The sequence below is a fragment of the Pseudomonas sp. PI1 genome, from assembly GCF_000812405.1.
GTDB classification, from domain to species: Bacteria; Pseudomonadota; Gammaproteobacteria; order Pseudomonadales; family Pseudomonadaceae; genus Pseudomonas; species Pseudomonas citronellolis.
In genome coordinates this window covers 87,855-100,999 of the sequence record NZ_JWMC01000053.1, presented here as the reverse complement: position 1 = coordinate 100,999, position 13,145 = coordinate 87,855, and the positions used below count along the sequence as shown (strand labels likewise).

Annotated in this window: 13 protein-coding genes; 5 read left to right on the top strand and 8 right to left on the bottom strand. The window is 68.9% G+C overall.

Going from position 1 to position 13,145, the window contains the following annotated elements:
- Window positions 1-162: 162 nt before the first annotated feature.
- Together RN02_RS18205 and pap are read right to left on the bottom strand one after the other, a co-directional pair.
- Window positions 163-495 (bottom strand): hypothetical protein, encoded by a 333-nt coding sequence (locus RN02_RS18205; RefSeq protein ID WP_043271016.1) that lies wholly within the window; start codon window positions 493-495, stop codon window positions 163-165.
- An 11-nt stretch (window positions 496-506) separates the two neighbouring features.
- Complete coding sequence (gene pap / locus RN02_RS18200) at window positions 507-1,997, bottom strand: polyphosphate:AMP phosphotransferase (RefSeq protein WP_009620467.1); 1,491 nt, start codon at window positions 1,995-1,997, stop codon at window positions 507-509.
- Between the two features lie 107 nt (window positions 1,998-2,104).
- Here pap and mnmC point away from each other — a divergent pair, with 107 nt between their 5' ends.
- Complete coding sequence (mnmC, locus tag RN02_RS18195) at window positions 2,105-4,069, top strand: bifunctional tRNA (5-methylaminomethyl-2-thiouridine)(34)-methyltransferase MnmD/FAD-dependent 5-carboxymethylaminomethyl-2-thiouridine(34) oxidoreductase MnmC (protein WP_043315670.1); 1,965 nt, start codon at window positions 2,105-2,107, stop codon at window positions 4,067-4,069.
- 262 nt (window positions 4,070-4,331) lie between these two features.
- Here the strand turns inward: mnmC and RN02_RS18190 are convergent, their stop codons facing one another.
- On the bottom strand, window positions 4,332-4,802 hold the full coding sequence (locus RN02_RS18190; protein WP_043271020.1) for a MarR family winged helix-turn-helix transcriptional regulator: 471 nt from the start codon (window positions 4,800-4,802) through the stop codon (window positions 4,332-4,334).
- 140 nt (window positions 4,803-4,942) lie between these two features.
- On the opposite strand from RN02_RS18190, the gene RN02_RS18185 reads away from it, so the two are divergent.
- The 4 genes from RN02_RS18185 to RN02_RS18170 all read left to right on the top strand — a co-directional run bounded on the left by RN02_RS18185 (window position 4,943) and on the right by RN02_RS18170 (window position 10,045).
- Entirely contained in the window at window positions 4,943-6,712 is a 1,770-nt protein-coding gene (locus tag RN02_RS18185) for an N-acetylglutaminylglutamine amidotransferase (RefSeq protein WP_043315668.1), read from the top strand.
- 61 nt (window positions 6,713-6,773) lie between these two features.
- Window positions 6,774-8,546 carry an N-acetylglutaminylglutamine synthetase gene (ngg, locus tag RN02_RS18180; protein ID WP_043315666.1) on the top strand — a complete coding sequence of 591 codons (1,773 nt, stop codon included), beginning with the start codon at window positions 6,774-6,776 and terminating at the stop codon, window positions 8,544-8,546.
- The gene (locus tag RN02_RS18175) at window positions 8,543-9,745 is read left to right on the top strand and encodes an osmoprotectant NAGGN system M42 family peptidase (RefSeq protein ID WP_043315663.1); all 1,203 of its coding nucleotides are present in this window, start codon (window positions 8,543-8,545) and stop codon (window positions 9,743-9,745) included. The genes ngg and RN02_RS18175 overlap by 4 nt, the downstream gene beginning before the upstream one ends.
- Window positions 9,746-9,814: 69 nt before the next feature.
- Window positions 9,815-10,045 carry a YheU family protein gene (locus RN02_RS18170; protein WP_043315660.1) on the top strand — a complete coding sequence of 77 codons (231 nt, stop codon included), beginning with the start codon at window positions 9,815-9,817 and terminating at the stop codon, window positions 10,043-10,045.
- Between the two features lie 455 nt (window positions 10,046-10,500).
- Here RN02_RS18170 and RN02_RS18165 read toward each other — a convergent pair whose 3' ends face one another.
- From RN02_RS18165 to RN02_RS32500, 5 genes are all read right to left on the bottom strand, one after another.
- The gene (locus tag RN02_RS18165) at window positions 10,501-10,830 is read right to left on the bottom strand and encodes a YnfA family protein (RefSeq protein ID WP_009620480.1); all 330 of its coding nucleotides are present in this window, start codon (window positions 10,828-10,830) and stop codon (window positions 10,501-10,503) included.
- A gap of 18 nt (window positions 10,831-10,848) precedes the next feature.
- The gene (locus RN02_RS18160; protein WP_009620481.1) at window positions 10,849-11,274 is read right to left on the bottom strand and encodes a hypothetical protein; all 426 of its coding nucleotides are present in this window, start codon (window positions 11,272-11,274) and stop codon (window positions 10,849-10,851) included.
- Window positions 11,275-11,508: 234 nt separating this feature from the next.
- Window positions 11,509-12,321: an SDR family oxidoreductase gene (locus tag RN02_RS18155; RefSeq protein ID WP_009620482.1), complete on the bottom strand. Its 813-nt coding sequence runs from the start codon at window positions 12,319-12,321 to the stop codon at window positions 11,509-11,511.
- A 129-nt stretch (window positions 12,322-12,450) separates the two neighbouring features.
- The gene (locus tag RN02_RS18150; RefSeq protein ID WP_009620483.1) at window positions 12,451-12,756 is read right to left on the bottom strand and encodes a hypothetical protein; all 306 of its coding nucleotides are present in this window, start codon (window positions 12,754-12,756) and stop codon (window positions 12,451-12,453) included.
- Window positions 12,757-12,870: 114 nt separating this feature from the next.
- Entirely contained in the window at window positions 12,871-13,023 is a 153-nt protein-coding gene (locus tag RN02_RS32500) for a DUF3309 family protein (RefSeq protein ID WP_009620484.1), read from the bottom strand.
- Window positions 13,024-13,145 lie beyond the last annotated feature (122 nt).

Sequence of the window (13,145 nt, the reverse complement as noted above, 5' to 3'; positions counted from 1 at the left end):
AGGAGCAACTGTCTGCGCCGAGGGCGCTCTTCGTAGGATGGGTTGAGCTTGCGAAACCCATGCGGTTGCGCTGATGGGTATCGCTTCGCTCAACACCATCCTACGAAAAGCCATGCTCGTTCATGCTGTAGGAGACTCTGTCCGCGATTGGATTCACCACCCTCAGAACAACCGCTCATCCTCCTCCTCGACCAAAGCCCCCAACCCATCCAGCCCCGCGCGGGTGGTGGCGCGGTCCTCCAGCTTGCGTCGGGCCGCTTCGGGCAGGTCGGTGTAGCGGATCAGGCCGCGGCCCACCAGCACGCCCACCAGGTCCTCGATCACCCGCACCAGCTCCAGGTCCGAGCGCTGCAGGGATTGCAGGCGCGCGTCCAGGGCGCCGCTCATCCAGGCCAGCACCTCGGGGTCGTCGGCCGGGGCGCCCTGGCCGCCGGCGAAGGGTTCGCGTTCGACCCGCACCAGGCGGCCGTTCTCATCGCGCTGCACGTAGACCATCGCCGTCTCCTTCACTTGTCCTTGTCGAACGCCGCCTCCAGCGCATCGTTGAGGGTGCGCAGCACCTTGACCCGGGCGAAGCGCTTGTCGTTGGCCTCGACCAGAGTCCAGGGCGCGATCTCGGTGCTGGTGCGGTCCACCATGTCGCCCACCGCGTCGACGTACTGGTCCCACTTGTCGCGGTTGCGCCAGTCTTCCTCGGTGATCTTGTAGCGCTTGAAGGGAATGCTCTCGCGCTCCTTGAAGCGCTCGTACTGGGTGTCCTTGTCGATGGCCAGCCAGAACTTCACTACCACTATGCCGAACTCCACCAGTTGCTCCTCGAAGTCGTTGATCTCCGAGTAGGCGCGCAGCCAGTCGGCCGGCGGGCAGAAGCCCTCGACGCGCTCCACCAGCACCCGGCCGTACCAGGAACGGTCGAAGATGGTGAACTGCCGGCGCGCCGGCATGTGCCGCCAGAAGCGCCACAGGTAGGGCTGGGCGCGCTCCTCCTCGGTGGGCGCGGCGATGGGCACGATGTGGTACTGGCGCGGGTCCAGGGCGTCAGTGACACGGCGGATGGCGCCGCCCTTGCCGGCGGCGTCGTTGCCCTCGAACACGGCGAGCAATGAATGCTGGCGGAAGCGCTTGTCGCGGATCAGCGTGGCCAGGCGCGCCTGCTCCCGGGCCAGTTGCGTCTTGTACTGGTCCTTGCTCAGCGCCAGGCTCAGGTCGAGGCTGTCGAGCAGGCCGCGGTTGTCCAGGCTGGCCACCAGCGGCGCGGCGTGGGGCTGCCGGCGCGGCCGGTCCTTGACATCGAGCGCCGCCTGCAGGCCTTCGAGGATGGTGCGGCCGACGGTCAGGCTGCGGTAGCGCTCGTCCGCGCCTTCGACGATGTACCAGGGCGCGTAGTCGCGGCTGGTGCGGCGCAGCACGCGCTCGCCGTAGCGCACGAACTTGTCGTAGACCTCGCTCTGCAGCCAGTCGATCTCGCTCAGTTGCCAGGAGCGCTGGGGGTCCTTCTCCAGTGTCTTCAGGCGCTCCTTGAGCTGCTTCTTGGACAGGTGGAACCAGAACTTGAAGATCAGCGCGCCCTCGTCGCAGAGCATGCGTTCGAAACGCTCGGCGGCGTCGATGGCCACGTCCAGGCGGCTGCTCTTGATGTCGCCGTTGACCCGCGCATGGAGCATCTGGCTGTACCAGTTGCCGAAGAAGATCGCCGTGCGCCCCTTGGGCGGCAGGCGCCGCCAGAAGCGCCACTGCGGCGGGCGGGCGAGTTCCTCGTCGGTGGGCCAGAGGAAGCTGTCCACCTGGATCAGCCGCGGGTCCATCCACTCGTTGAGCAGCTTGACCGTCTCGCCCTTGCCGGCCCCCTCGATGCCGTTGATCAGGATGATCACCGGGAACCGCGCCTGCCGCTTGAGCTCGTACTGGGCCTCCAGCAAGGCTTCGCGCAGCTCTATGACTTCCCTTTCGTAGGTTTCCTTGTCGATGGAATGGCCGATCTCGGCGGACTCGAACATGCACTGCCTCCTGACTGCGGGTTGCATTGAAGGTAGCGGATGTGACGCAGGCTGTCTGCGCGGGGGATCGGCTAAAATGCGCGCTTCGCTTTCCTGCCGGTAGCCCCATGCCCGACCACCACAGCGCCCAGCTCGACTGGGACGAAAACGGCCAGCCCCTGTCGCGCGCCTACGGCGACGTGTACTTCTCCCGCGCCTCGGGCCTGGCGGAAACCCACCACGTGTTCCTCGACGGCAACCAGCTGCCGCGACGCTTCGCCGCACTGCCGGCGGGCGGGCGCCTGTGCATCGGCGAGACCGGCTTCGGCACCGGCCTGAACTTCCTCTGCGCCTGGCGCCAGTTCCAGGCCCTGGCCCCGGCGGATGCGCGCCTGCACTTCGTCAGCGTGGAGAAGTACCCGCTGCGCCGCGACGACCTGGCGCGCGCCCTGGCCCTGTGGGATGAACTGCGGCCCTGGAGCGAGCAGTTGCTGGCGCAGTACCACGCCATCCACCCCGGCTTCCAGCGCCTGCTGTTCGACGGCGGCCGGGTGGTGCTCACCCTGCTGGTGGGCGACGTGCTGGAAACCCTGCCGGAGCTGGACGCACGCATCGACGCCTGGTTCCTCGACGGCTTCTCGCCGGCGAAGAACCCGGAGATGTGGACCGAGCCGCTGTTCGCCGAGCTGGCGCGGCTGGCAGCCCCCGGCGCGACGCTGGCCACCTTCACCAGCGCCGGATTCGTCCGCCGCGGGCTGATCGCCGCCGGCTTCGCCATGCAGCGGGTCAAGGGCTTCGGGCAGAAGCGCGAGATGCTGGTGGGCGAGTTCCAGGGCCAACCGCAGGGCGCCGCCAAGCCCTGGTATGCGCGCCCGCCAGCGCCCGTGGGCGAGCGCCGCGCGCTGGTCGTCGGCGGCGGCCTGGCCGGCTGCGCCACGGCCGCCAGCCTGGCCGCGCGCGGCTGGAAGGTGAGCCTGGTGGAACGCCATGGCGAACTGGCCACGGAAGCCTCGGGCAACCCCCAGGGCGTGCTCTACCTCAAGCTCTCGGCCCACGGCACGGCGCTGTCGCGCCTGGTGGTGGCCGGCTTCGGCCATACCCGCCGGCTGCTGGAACGCCTGCAACGCGGCCGCGACTGGGACGCCTGCGGCGTGCTGCAACTGGCCTTCGACGAAGCCGAGGGCAAGCGCCAGGCGAAGCTGGCCGAGGCCTTCCCCGAGGACCTGCTGCAAGCCCTGTCGAAGGAAGACGCCGAGGCCCGCGCCGGTGTCGCCCTGCCCGCCGGCGGATTGTTCTTCCCCGAAGCCGGCTGGGCGCATCCGCCGGCGCTGTGCCGGGCCCTGGCCGAACACCCGAACATCGAACTGCTGAGCGGCCACGAGGTGCGCCTGGAGCGCGACGGCGGGCAGTGGCATGCCCTCGACGGCGAGCAGCGCCTGGCCTCGGCGCCGGTGGCAGTCCTGGCCACCGCGGCCGAGGTACGCGCCTTCCCCGGCGCGGCCAGCCTGCCGCTCAAGCGCATCCGCGGGCAGATCAGCCGCCTGCCGGCCACCGACGCCAGCGCGGCGCTGCGTACCGTGGTCTGCGCCGAGGGCTACGTCGCCCCGCCGCGCCTGGGCGAGCACACCCTGGGCGCCAGCTTCGACTTTCACAGCGACGACCTGCAGCCCACCGTCGCCGAACACCAGGGCAACCTGGAGCTGCTGCGGGAAATCTCCCCGGACCTGCTGCAGCGCCTGGGCCCGCAGGACCCGGCAGCCCTCGAGGGCCGCGCCGCGTTCCGTTGCACCACGCCGGACTACCTGCCGCTGATCGGCCCGCTGGCCGCGCGCGAAGCCTTCGCCGAGGCCTACGCCGTGCTGGCCAAGGACGCCCGCCAGGTGCCCGAAGCGCCCTGCCCCTGGCTCGACGGCCTGTACCTGAACAGCGCCCACGGTTCCCGCGGGCTGATCAGCGCGCCGCTGTCCGGCGAACTGCTGGCAGCCTGGCTGGACGACGAACCGCTACCCCTGCCCCGCGCCGTGGCCGAGGCCTGCCATCCCAACCGGTTCTTCCTGCGCGAGTTGGTGCGGGGGCTGAAGGCTGAAGGCTGAAGGCTGAACGGATTGTCACCGGGGCGTCCGGCGTGGCCGGCAAACCACCCCGTAGGATGGCGTTGAGCGAAGCGATACCCATCAGAAAATCGTAGGGCGCATAACGCCTACGGCGTTATCCGCCGTTTGGCCTTGGTTCCCGGCGGCGTCTGGGTTGACCTTGGCGTGGGCTGTGGCTTCGGTGCATCGGCGGATAACCGCGAACGGTTATTCGCCCTACGCTGAGGCACGGTCGTACCGCGATTGGCATTGCGTGGCCCCCTCACTCCTCTTCCTCCTCCTCCGGCAACTCGAACAACTCCGCCGCCCGCAGCAACCCCGCCAACACCGCATGCCGCTCCCACTCGGGCAATTCGGCGAAGCGCGCCAGCACATATTCCGGCAACAGCGGCGGCGCCGACTGCAGCGCATCACGGCCGGCGTCCTCCAGCAGCAACCACTGCTTGCGCCTGTCCTGCTCGTCGCGCCGACGCGCCAGCAGGCCGCGGCTTTCCAGACGGTCGAGCACGCCCGAGAGCGAAGCCTGGGACAGGCTCACACGCTTGGCCAGGCGGCTGGCAGTGATCTCCCGCTCCACCAGCATCACCTGCAGGATCAGCAACTGCAGCGGCGTCAGCCCGCCGAAGCGGCTCAGGCGCTTGGCGTGCACCTCGCTGCCCTGCTGCAGCCGCCGCAGGGCCTGGAACATGGACAGCGCATAGGCATCCTCCAAAGCATTTTTCCTTTCAACCATAATTAATCGTCCGTTCAAAAACCGCATTAATTCATAAAAAAATCATAGAACTACTTTCACATGAAAGAGTCTTTCTGTTAACACAAAAAAAGGCCCCGGCCTGAACCCCATTCATCCCCAACGGAGAACCGGTAAGGAAAATGTGCGGCTTAGCAGGAGAACTACGCTTCGACAATCAACCGGCCGACCTCGCGGCGGTCGAACGCATCACCCACCATCTCGCCCCCCGCGGCCCGGACGCCTGGGGCTTCCATAGCGAAGGGCCAGTGGCCCTCGGCCACCGGCGGCTGAAGATCATGGACCTGGCCGAAGCCTCCGGCCAGCCGATGATCGACACCACCCTGGGCCTGTCCCTGGTGTTCAACGGCGCCATCTACAACTACCCCGAGCTGCGCAAGGAGCTGGAAGCCCTCGGCTACCGTTTCTTCTCCGGCGGCGACACCGAGGTGCTGCTCAAGGGGTACCACGCCTGGGGCAAGGACCTGTTGCCCAGGCTCAATGGCATGTTCGCCTTCGCCATCTGGGAGCGCGACGCCCGCCGGCTGTTCATCGCCCGCGACCGCCTGGGCATCAAGCCGCTGTACCTGGCCCGGGACGACAAGCGCCTGCGCTTCGCCTCCAGTCTGCCGGCGCTGCTGCAGGGCGGCGGCGTCGACACCAGCCTGGATGCCGAGGCGCTCAACCTCTACCTGAACTTCCACGCCGTGGTGCCCGCGCCGCGCACCATCCTCAACGGCGTGCGCAAGCTGCCGCCGGCGACCTGGATGAGCATCGACGCCGATGGCCGCAGCGAGCAGCACTGCTGGTGGCGCCTGGAATACGGCTGCCGCGAGGACGAACGCGAACTGCGCCTGGAGGACTGGGAAGACCGCGTGCTGGACAGCCTGCGCGAGGCCGTGGCCATCCGCCAGCGCGCCGCCCGCGAGGTGGGCGTGCTGCTCTCCGGCGGGGTGGACTCCAGCCTGCTGGTCGGCCTGCTGCACGAGGCCGGGGTGGACGACCTGCTGACCTTCTCCATCGGCTTCGAGGATGCCGGCGGCGAGCGCGGCGACGAGTTCCGCTACTCCGACCTCATCGCCCGCCGCTACGGCACGCGCCACCACCAGCTGCGCATCGGCGAGAACGAGGTGATCGAGCAGTTGCCGGCGGCCTTCCGCGCCATGAGCGAACCCATGGTCAGCCACGACTGCATCGCCTTCTACCTGCTCGCCCGCGAGGTGTCGAAGCACTGCAAGGTGGTGCAGAGCGGCCAGGGCGCCGACGAGCTGTTCGCCGGCTACCACTGGTACCCGCCCATGGTCGACGCCGCCTCGCCGCTGCACGCCTACCGCGCGGCCTTCTTCGACCGCAGCCACGGCGAGTACGAGGCCACGGTGCGCCCGGCCCTGTGCGTGGAGGACGTAGCCCAGGCCTTCGTCGCCGAGCACTTCGCCATGCCCGGCGCCAGCGACGCGGTGGACAAGGCGCTGCGCCTGGACAGCACCATCATGCTGGTGGACGACCCGGTCAAGCGCGTCGACAACATGACCATGGCCTGGGGCCTGGAGGCCCGCGTGCCGTTCCTCGACTACCGCCTGGCCGAACTCTCGGCGCGCATCCCGGCGCGCTTCAAGCTCGGCGACGGCGGCAAGCAGGTGCTCAAGGCCGCGGCGCGGCGGGTGATCCCGGCCGAGGTGATCGACCGGCCCAAGGGCTACTTCCCGGTGCCGGGGCTCAAGCACCTGCAGGGCAACACCCGCGCCTGGGTCAGCGAACTGCTGCTGGACCCGAGCCAGGACCGCGGCCTGTTCGAGCCGGCGCAGATCGACCGCCTGCTCGGCAGCCCGCAGGACGACCTCACCCCGTTGCGCGGCTCCAAGCTCTGGCAGCTGGCCGCCCTCAACCTCTGGCTGACCGAACAGGGACTCTGACCCAGCCAGCAGCGCGGGCCGCCGGCACCGTACCGGCGGCCCGCCCTCCAGGGAGCGAACCATGAAAAGCCATTTCAACCTGCCCCATCCGCACAACCAGCGCCTGCTGCGCGGCCAGGTGCCGACCTACCAGCGCCTGCAGGCGCGCTTCGCCGAGGACCACGAGCGGCCCGGCTGCGAGCCCCACAGCCTGCACTGCGGCTGGGGCCGGCTGCTGATCGGGCACACCTTCGCCGAACCCGACGCGCTGGCCGGCGAGCTGCTCAACGAGCGCCCCGGCGAGCGCGACATCGCCCTCTACGTGGCGGCGCCGCAGCAGGTGCTGGCCCATGCCCCGCAGCAGCTGTTCCTCGACCCCTCCGACACCCTGCGCCTGTGGTTCACCGACTACCGCCCTGCGCGCCGCTCGTTCCGCGGCTTCCGCATCCGCCGGGTGCACGGCGAGGACGACTGGGCGGCGGTCAACCGCCTGTACCTGGCCCGCGGCATGCTGCCGGTGGACGCGCAGCGGCTCACCCCGCACTACCAGGGCGGCCCCACCTACTGGCTGGCCGAGGACAGCGAGACCGGCAATGCGGTCGGCGCGGTCATGGGCCTGAACCACGCCAAGGCCTTCCACGACCCCGAAGGCGGCTCCAGCCTCTGGTGCCTGGCGGTGGACCCGCAATGCAGCCGGCCCGGCGTCGGCGAGGCGCTGGTGCGCCACCTGATCGAGCACTTCATGAGCCGCGAACTGGCCTACCTCGACCTGTCGGTGCTGCACAGCAACAAGCAGGCGAAGGCGCTGTACCGCAAGCTGGGCTTCCGCGAGCTGGCGACCTTCGCCATCAAGCGCAAGAACGGCATCAACCAGCCGCTGTTCCTCGGCCCCGGCCCCGAGCAGGGCCTGAACCCCTACGCCCGGATCATCGTCGACGAGGCCCATCGCCGCGGCATCGAAGTACAGGTGCAGGACGCCGAGGCCGGCATCTTCAGCCTGACCCAGGGCGGCCGGCGCATCCGTTGCCGCGAGTCGCTGTGCGACCTGACCAGCGCGGTGAGCATGACCCTCTGCCAGGACAAGCGCCTGACCCACCGGGCGCTGGAACGCGCCGGGCTGAAGCAGCCGCAGCAGCGCCTGGCCGCCAGCGCCGAGGACAACGCCGCGTTCCTCGCCGAGCACGGCGCGCTGGTGGTCAAGCCGGTAGACGGCGAGCAGGGCCAGGGCGTGGCGGTGAACCTGACGCGCGCCGAAGAGGTCGAGGCCGCCATCGAACACGCCCGCCAGTTCGACGGCCGCGTGCTGCTGGAGAGCTACCACCCCGGCCAGGACCTGCGCGTGCTGGTGATCGGCTACGAAGTGGTGGCCGCCGCGGTGCGCCACCCGGCCACGGTGATCGGCGACGGCCGCCACAGCATCCGCCAGTTGATCGAGGCGCAGAGCCGCCGGCGCCAGGCCGCCACCGGCGGCGAAAGCCGCATCCCGCTGGACGGCGAGACCGAGCGCACCCTGCAGGCCGCCGGCTTCGGCTACGACGACGTGCTGCCCGAAGGCCGCCGCCTGGCCGTGCGCGGTACCGCCAACCTGCACACCGGCGGCACCCTGGAAGACGTCACCGACAAGCTCCACCCGGCCCTGCGCGAGGCCGCCATCCGCGCCGCGCGGGCGCTGGAAATCCCGGTCACCGGGCTGGACCTGCTGGTGCCCGACGTGGAGGGCGAGGACTACGTGATCATCGAAGCCAACGAGCGCCCGGGCCTGGCCAACCACGAGCCGCAGCCCACCGCCGAGCGTTTCCTCGACCTGCTCTTCCCGCTCAGCCGCGAACCCCTGGACCGCGAGGTGCCCGCATGAGCCGACTGCCGCAACCGGACCTCAACTACCTGCAGCGGGTGCTGCTGGAAATGCTCGCCATCCCCAGCCCCACCGGCTTCACCGACACCATCGTGCGCTATGTCGCCGAGCGCCTGGAGGAGATCGGCATCCCCTTCGAGATGACCCGCCGCGGGACCATCCGCGCGACCCTCGCCGGACGCCGCAACAGCCCGGACCGCGCGGTCTCGGCGCATCTGGACACCATCGGCGCCATCGTCCGCGAGATCAAGCCCAACGGCCGCCTGGCGCTGGCCCCGGTGGGCTGCTGGTCGAGCCGCTTCGCCGAGGGCAGCCGCGTCACCGTGTTCTGCGACAACGGCGTGCTGCGCGGCAGCGTGCTGCCGCTGATGGCCTCGGGGCACGCCTTCAACACCGCGGTGGACAGCCTGCCGATCAGCTGGGACCACGTCGAGCTGCGCCTGGACGCCTACACCGTGAGCCCGGCCGACAGCGCCTCGCTGGGTGTGTCCATCGGCGACTTCGTGGCCTTCGACCCGCTGCCGGAGTTCACCGACAGCGGCCACATCAGCGCCCGCCACCTGGACGACAAGGCCGGCGTGGCGGCGCTGCTGGCGGCGCTCAAGGCCATCGTCGAAAGCGGCCAGGAGCCGCCGATCGACTGCCACCCGCTGTTCACCATCACCGAGGAGATCGGCTCCGGCGCGGCCGGCGCCCTGCCCTGGGACGTCAGCGAGTTCGTCGGCATCGACATCGCCCCGGTGGCCGAGGGGCAGAACTCCAGCGAGCATGCGGTGAGCGTGGCCCTGCAGGATTCCGGCGGGCCCTACGACTACCACCTCTCGCGGCACCTGCTGCGCCTGGCCGAGCGCCACGAGGTGGCGGTGCGCCGCGACCTGTTCCGCTACTACCACAGCGACGCCCAGTCGGCGATCGAGGCCGGCCACGACATCCGCACCGCGCTGCTGGCCTTCGGCTGCGACGCCACCCACGGCTACGAGCGCACCCACATCGACAGCCTGGCCAACCTGGCGCGCCTGCTCTGCGCCTACCTGCTCAGCCCGCCGGTGTTCGACAGCGACGCCGAGCCCAAGGAAGGCGCCATCGAGCGCTTCAGCAAGCAGCTGGAACACCCGGTGCACATGGAGAGCACCACCCACGTGCAACCGGTGGGCGAGTTGCTGGACAACGGCAAGGACGACGAAAAGGGGCGCCACTGAGGCGCCCCGGGCTCGCCGCCGGCGCGGCGCGCGACTAGAATCGCCGCCTGTTCCGCCGAGTGCCCGCCCATGCTGATTCCCTACGACCTGCTCGAAGCCGAGACCCTGAACAACCTGCTGGAAGACTTCGTCACCCGCGAAGGCACCGACAACGGCGACGACACGCCCCTGGCCACCCGCGTCGAACGCGCCCGCCACGCGCTCAGGCGCGGCGAGGCGGTGATCGTGTTCGATCCGGAGAGCCAGCAGTGCCAGTTGATGCTCAAGGTGGAAGTGCCGAAGGAGTGGCTGGAGAGCTGAGCGATACCCATCGCCACGGCCGCATGGGTTTCGCTTCGCTCAACCCATCCTACGGGGTGTGTGGTGGTGTAGGAGCGCGCCCTGCGCGCGATATCGCGGGCAGGGCCCGCTCCTACAGGGGTACGCCATGGCTGATGCCGCGTAGGAGCGAGCTTGCTCGCGAATGGCGCTTGTCGGGGACTTTAGGTGCTGGGCTTTGGAGCGCCCTCTCCCCAGCCCTCGGCTGCGCGCCCCGCCCTGAAGGGAGAGGGGGCTTGTCCGTGCCGAGAGAGGAAATGGTTTCAGCCGGCAACCTTCGGAGTTGCCGGCTAACTCCAAAATACCCGAGCACGCCGAACGGTCCCCTCTCCCTTCAGGGAGAGGGTTAGGGAGAGGGAACAGAGGTGGGCCCGGCAGCGGAGTCACCGGGGAGCTTGTTCGCGAGCAAGCTCGCTCCTACGAAAAGCCAGCCCCCATCAAGGCGCCAACTTCGGCCCCAGCAGCACCACGCTCGCCCCCACGATGCACAGCGCCACGCCCAGCCAATCGCTCCACAGCGGCCGGCTCTTCTCCACATACGCCAGCCAGAACAGCGACGCCGCCACGTAGATGCCGCCATAGGCCGCATAGGAGCGCCCGGCATAGGCCGCCTCGACGCGGGTCAGCAGCAGGGCGAAGCACAACAGGCTGAACAGCCCGGGAATTATCCACAGGGGCGTGCGGTCCAGGCGCAGCCAGAGGAAGAAGGCGTAGCAGCCGGCGATCTCGCAGAACGCGGCCAGGAGGAACCACAGGTAGTTGAGCATCTCGCTTTCCTTGGCGGCTCAGCCGCGCAGGCCGCCTTCGCGCTCCCAGGCGCAGCGTACCCGCAGGTCGCCTTCCTGGGGGCTGTGGAAGCCGCGTTCGGATTCCCAGCGGAAGGTGTGGCAGCCGTTGAGTTCGGTTTCCAGGTGCACCACCGCGCTGGCCCAGTACAGGCGCTTGAGCAGCGCCTCGAACTGCTCCACCCACAGGTTCCACTCGTATTCGATGGCCGGGTAGCTGGCGCCGAAGTGGATCACCTGGGACTGGTACAGGCCGGCGCCTTCCTGCTCGCAGCGGCTGAACATCTCGCGACCGAGGAACGGCCAGGCCTCGCCCATCGGCAGGCTGTCCAGCACCTTGCGGTTGGCCGCGCGGCGCAGGCGCCGCTCCATGGAGTCGCCGGGCCAGTCGCGGATGCAACCATAGACGATGGATTCGGACTGCAAGACGGTGAGACTCCCTCTGGACGACGCTGCCTTCTAGCACAGGCGCAGGCGCCACGGAAGCGCCGGGCAGCAATGTTGCGTGGCCTGGCCCGGAAAAGCAAAAGCCCCGCGATGGAGGCGGGGCTTTCACTGGGGTCCAACTTACATCGGCAGGCAGGCCGGTGAAGCAAAACTACGCTTTTGCACCGCCCTGGGCAAGCGCTGTTTTCGCTTGCACCGAAGCGGTGCAGAGACTCAGGCCAGGCTGCGCTGCTTGGCCTTCATCTTCTGCGCCATGCGCGTCATCTCGTCGTAGATCGCCTGCGGGTTCTGCTGCTTGACCTGCCAGGCCAGGCGGCCCTGCTCGTGGGGCAGGATCATGAAGCTGCCGCGCTCGACTTCCTGGTGGATGTAGTCGGCGATGTCGGCGGCGCTGATAGGCGAACCTTCCAGCAGCTTGCCCACCTGGTTCTTCATGTCCGGGCTGGGGCCGCGGAAGGAGTCCAGCAGGTTGGTCTGGAAGAACGACGGGCAGACCACGTGGACCTTCACGTCCACCAGGCTCAGCTCGGCCAGCAGGCTTTCCGACAGGGCCACCACGCCAGCCTTGGCCACGTTGTAGTTGCTCATCGCCGGGCCCTGCATCAGTGCGGCCATGGAGGCGATGTTGACGATGCGCCCCTTGCTGCGCTCCAGCAGCGGCAGGAAGGCCTTGCAGCCCTTGACCACGCCCATCAGGTTGATGGAGATCTGCCAGTCCCAGTCTTCCAGCGACAGCTCCTCGAAGAAGCCGCCGGAGGCCACGCCGGCATTGTTGACGATAACGTCGATGCCGCCGAGCTTCTCCTCGCAGGCCTGGGCCAGCGCCGTCAACTGGCTGTAGTCGCGCACGTCGCAGCGCTGGGTGAAGCCGTCGCCGCCGGCCTCGCGCACCAGGCGCAGGGTTTCGGCCAGGCCGTCGTCGTTGATGTCGGCCAGGGCCAGGCGCCAGCCTTCGCGGGCCCAGCGCAGGGCGATTTCGCGGCCCAGGCCGGAACCGGCGCCGGTGATCATCATGCGGTTTTGCATAGGGGGGTTGCCTTGTCTTGTCCGGGGAATTGTCCGGCAGTGTAGCCAAGGCCCCGCCCGCGCTGCGCTTTAATCAGGCTGCTGAATGGCGCCGGCAAACCGGCGCCACAGCCAGGTAAGGCGCGGCCTTCAGAACAATGGAAGCAGCAGACAGGAAAGCTTCCCGAGAACCAGTGCGACGCCCGCGAAGATCAGCACGAAGGCCGCGCAATTGACCTTCTCGCGGCGCAGGCCGGCGAACGAATGCACGCGGTAGCGCAACAGGAAGAAACCCAGCGCCAGCAGCAGGGCCGGGGCGAAATAGACGAACTGCCAGTAACGTTGCGGATCGCTCTCCCGCGCCAGCCAGTCCGCCGCCGGCAGCGCCACCAGGCCACTGAGCAACTGGCCGAGCAGCCACAGGCTGCCCAGGGCGACCAGTACGACTCCGAGCATTCCCTTTCCCCCGTCCTGCAAAAGGCCATCATGGTAGGGCGTGGGCGGACGGCGGGCTGTGTCCTGGATCACTTTGCGCACCTTGCGCCGGCGGCGAACCGCAAAGGGTTCACGCTATACGTAGCCCAGCAGGAGCATGACCAGCAGCACCACCAGGACCACGCCGAGGATCCCCGAGGGCCCGTAGCCCCAGCTGCGCGAATAGGGATACACCGGCAGGCCGCCGATGAGCAGAAGGATGAGGATGACCAGCAGAATGGTTCCCATGGTGCGCCTCCCGTAGGCAGTCGGACGGCACGCCGGCAATGCCGGCCCGCGTCCGCGGAACGGGCAGCGCACGGGCTGCCCACCTGCTATTGGGACTGGCGCCGCAACGCCGGGATTCAGTT

Excerpts from the sequence above, each read along its gene's own strand:
- RN02_RS18205 (WP_043271016.1), bottom strand. The coding sequence starts at position 495 with ATGGTCTACGTGCAGCGCGATGAGAACGGCCGCCTGGTGCGGGTCGAA.
- pap (WP_009620467.1), bottom strand. The coding sequence starts at position 1,997 with ATGTTCGAGTCCGCCGAGATCGGCCATTCCATCGACAAGGAAACCTAC.
- mnmC (WP_043315670.1), top strand. The coding sequence starts at position 2,105 with ATGCCCGACCACCACAGCGCCCAGCTCGACTGGGACGAAAACGGCCAG.
- RN02_RS18190 (WP_043271020.1), bottom strand. The coding sequence starts at position 4,802 with ATGGTTGAAAGGAAAAATGCTTTGGAGGATGCCTATGCGCTGTCCATG.
- RN02_RS18185 (WP_043315668.1), top strand. The coding sequence starts at position 4,943 with ATGTGCGGCTTAGCAGGAGAACTACGCTTCGACAATCAACCGGCCGAC.
- ngg (WP_043315666.1), top strand. The coding sequence starts at position 6,774 with ATGAAAAGCCATTTCAACCTGCCCCATCCGCACAACCAGCGCCTGCTG.
- RN02_RS18175 (WP_043315663.1), top strand. The coding sequence starts at position 8,543 with ATGAGCCGACTGCCGCAACCGGACCTCAACTACCTGCAGCGGGTGCTG.
- RN02_RS18170 (WP_043315660.1), top strand. The coding sequence starts at position 9,815 with ATGCTGATTCCCTACGACCTGCTCGAAGCCGAGACCCTGAACAACCTG.
- RN02_RS18165 (WP_009620480.1), bottom strand. The coding sequence starts at position 10,830 with ATGCTCAACTACCTGTGGTTCCTCCTGGCCGCGTTCTGCGAGATCGCC.
- RN02_RS18155 (WP_009620482.1), bottom strand. The coding sequence starts at position 12,321 with ATGCAAAACCGCATGATGATCACCGGCGCCGGTTCCGGCCTGGGCCGC.
- RN02_RS18150 (WP_009620483.1), bottom strand. The coding sequence starts at position 12,756 with ATGCTCGGAGTCGTACTGGTCGCCCTGGGCAGCCTGTGGCTGCTCGGC.
- RN02_RS32500 (WP_009620484.1), bottom strand. The coding sequence starts at position 13,023 with ATGGGAACCATTCTGCTGGTCATCCTCATCCTTCTGCTCATCGGCGGC.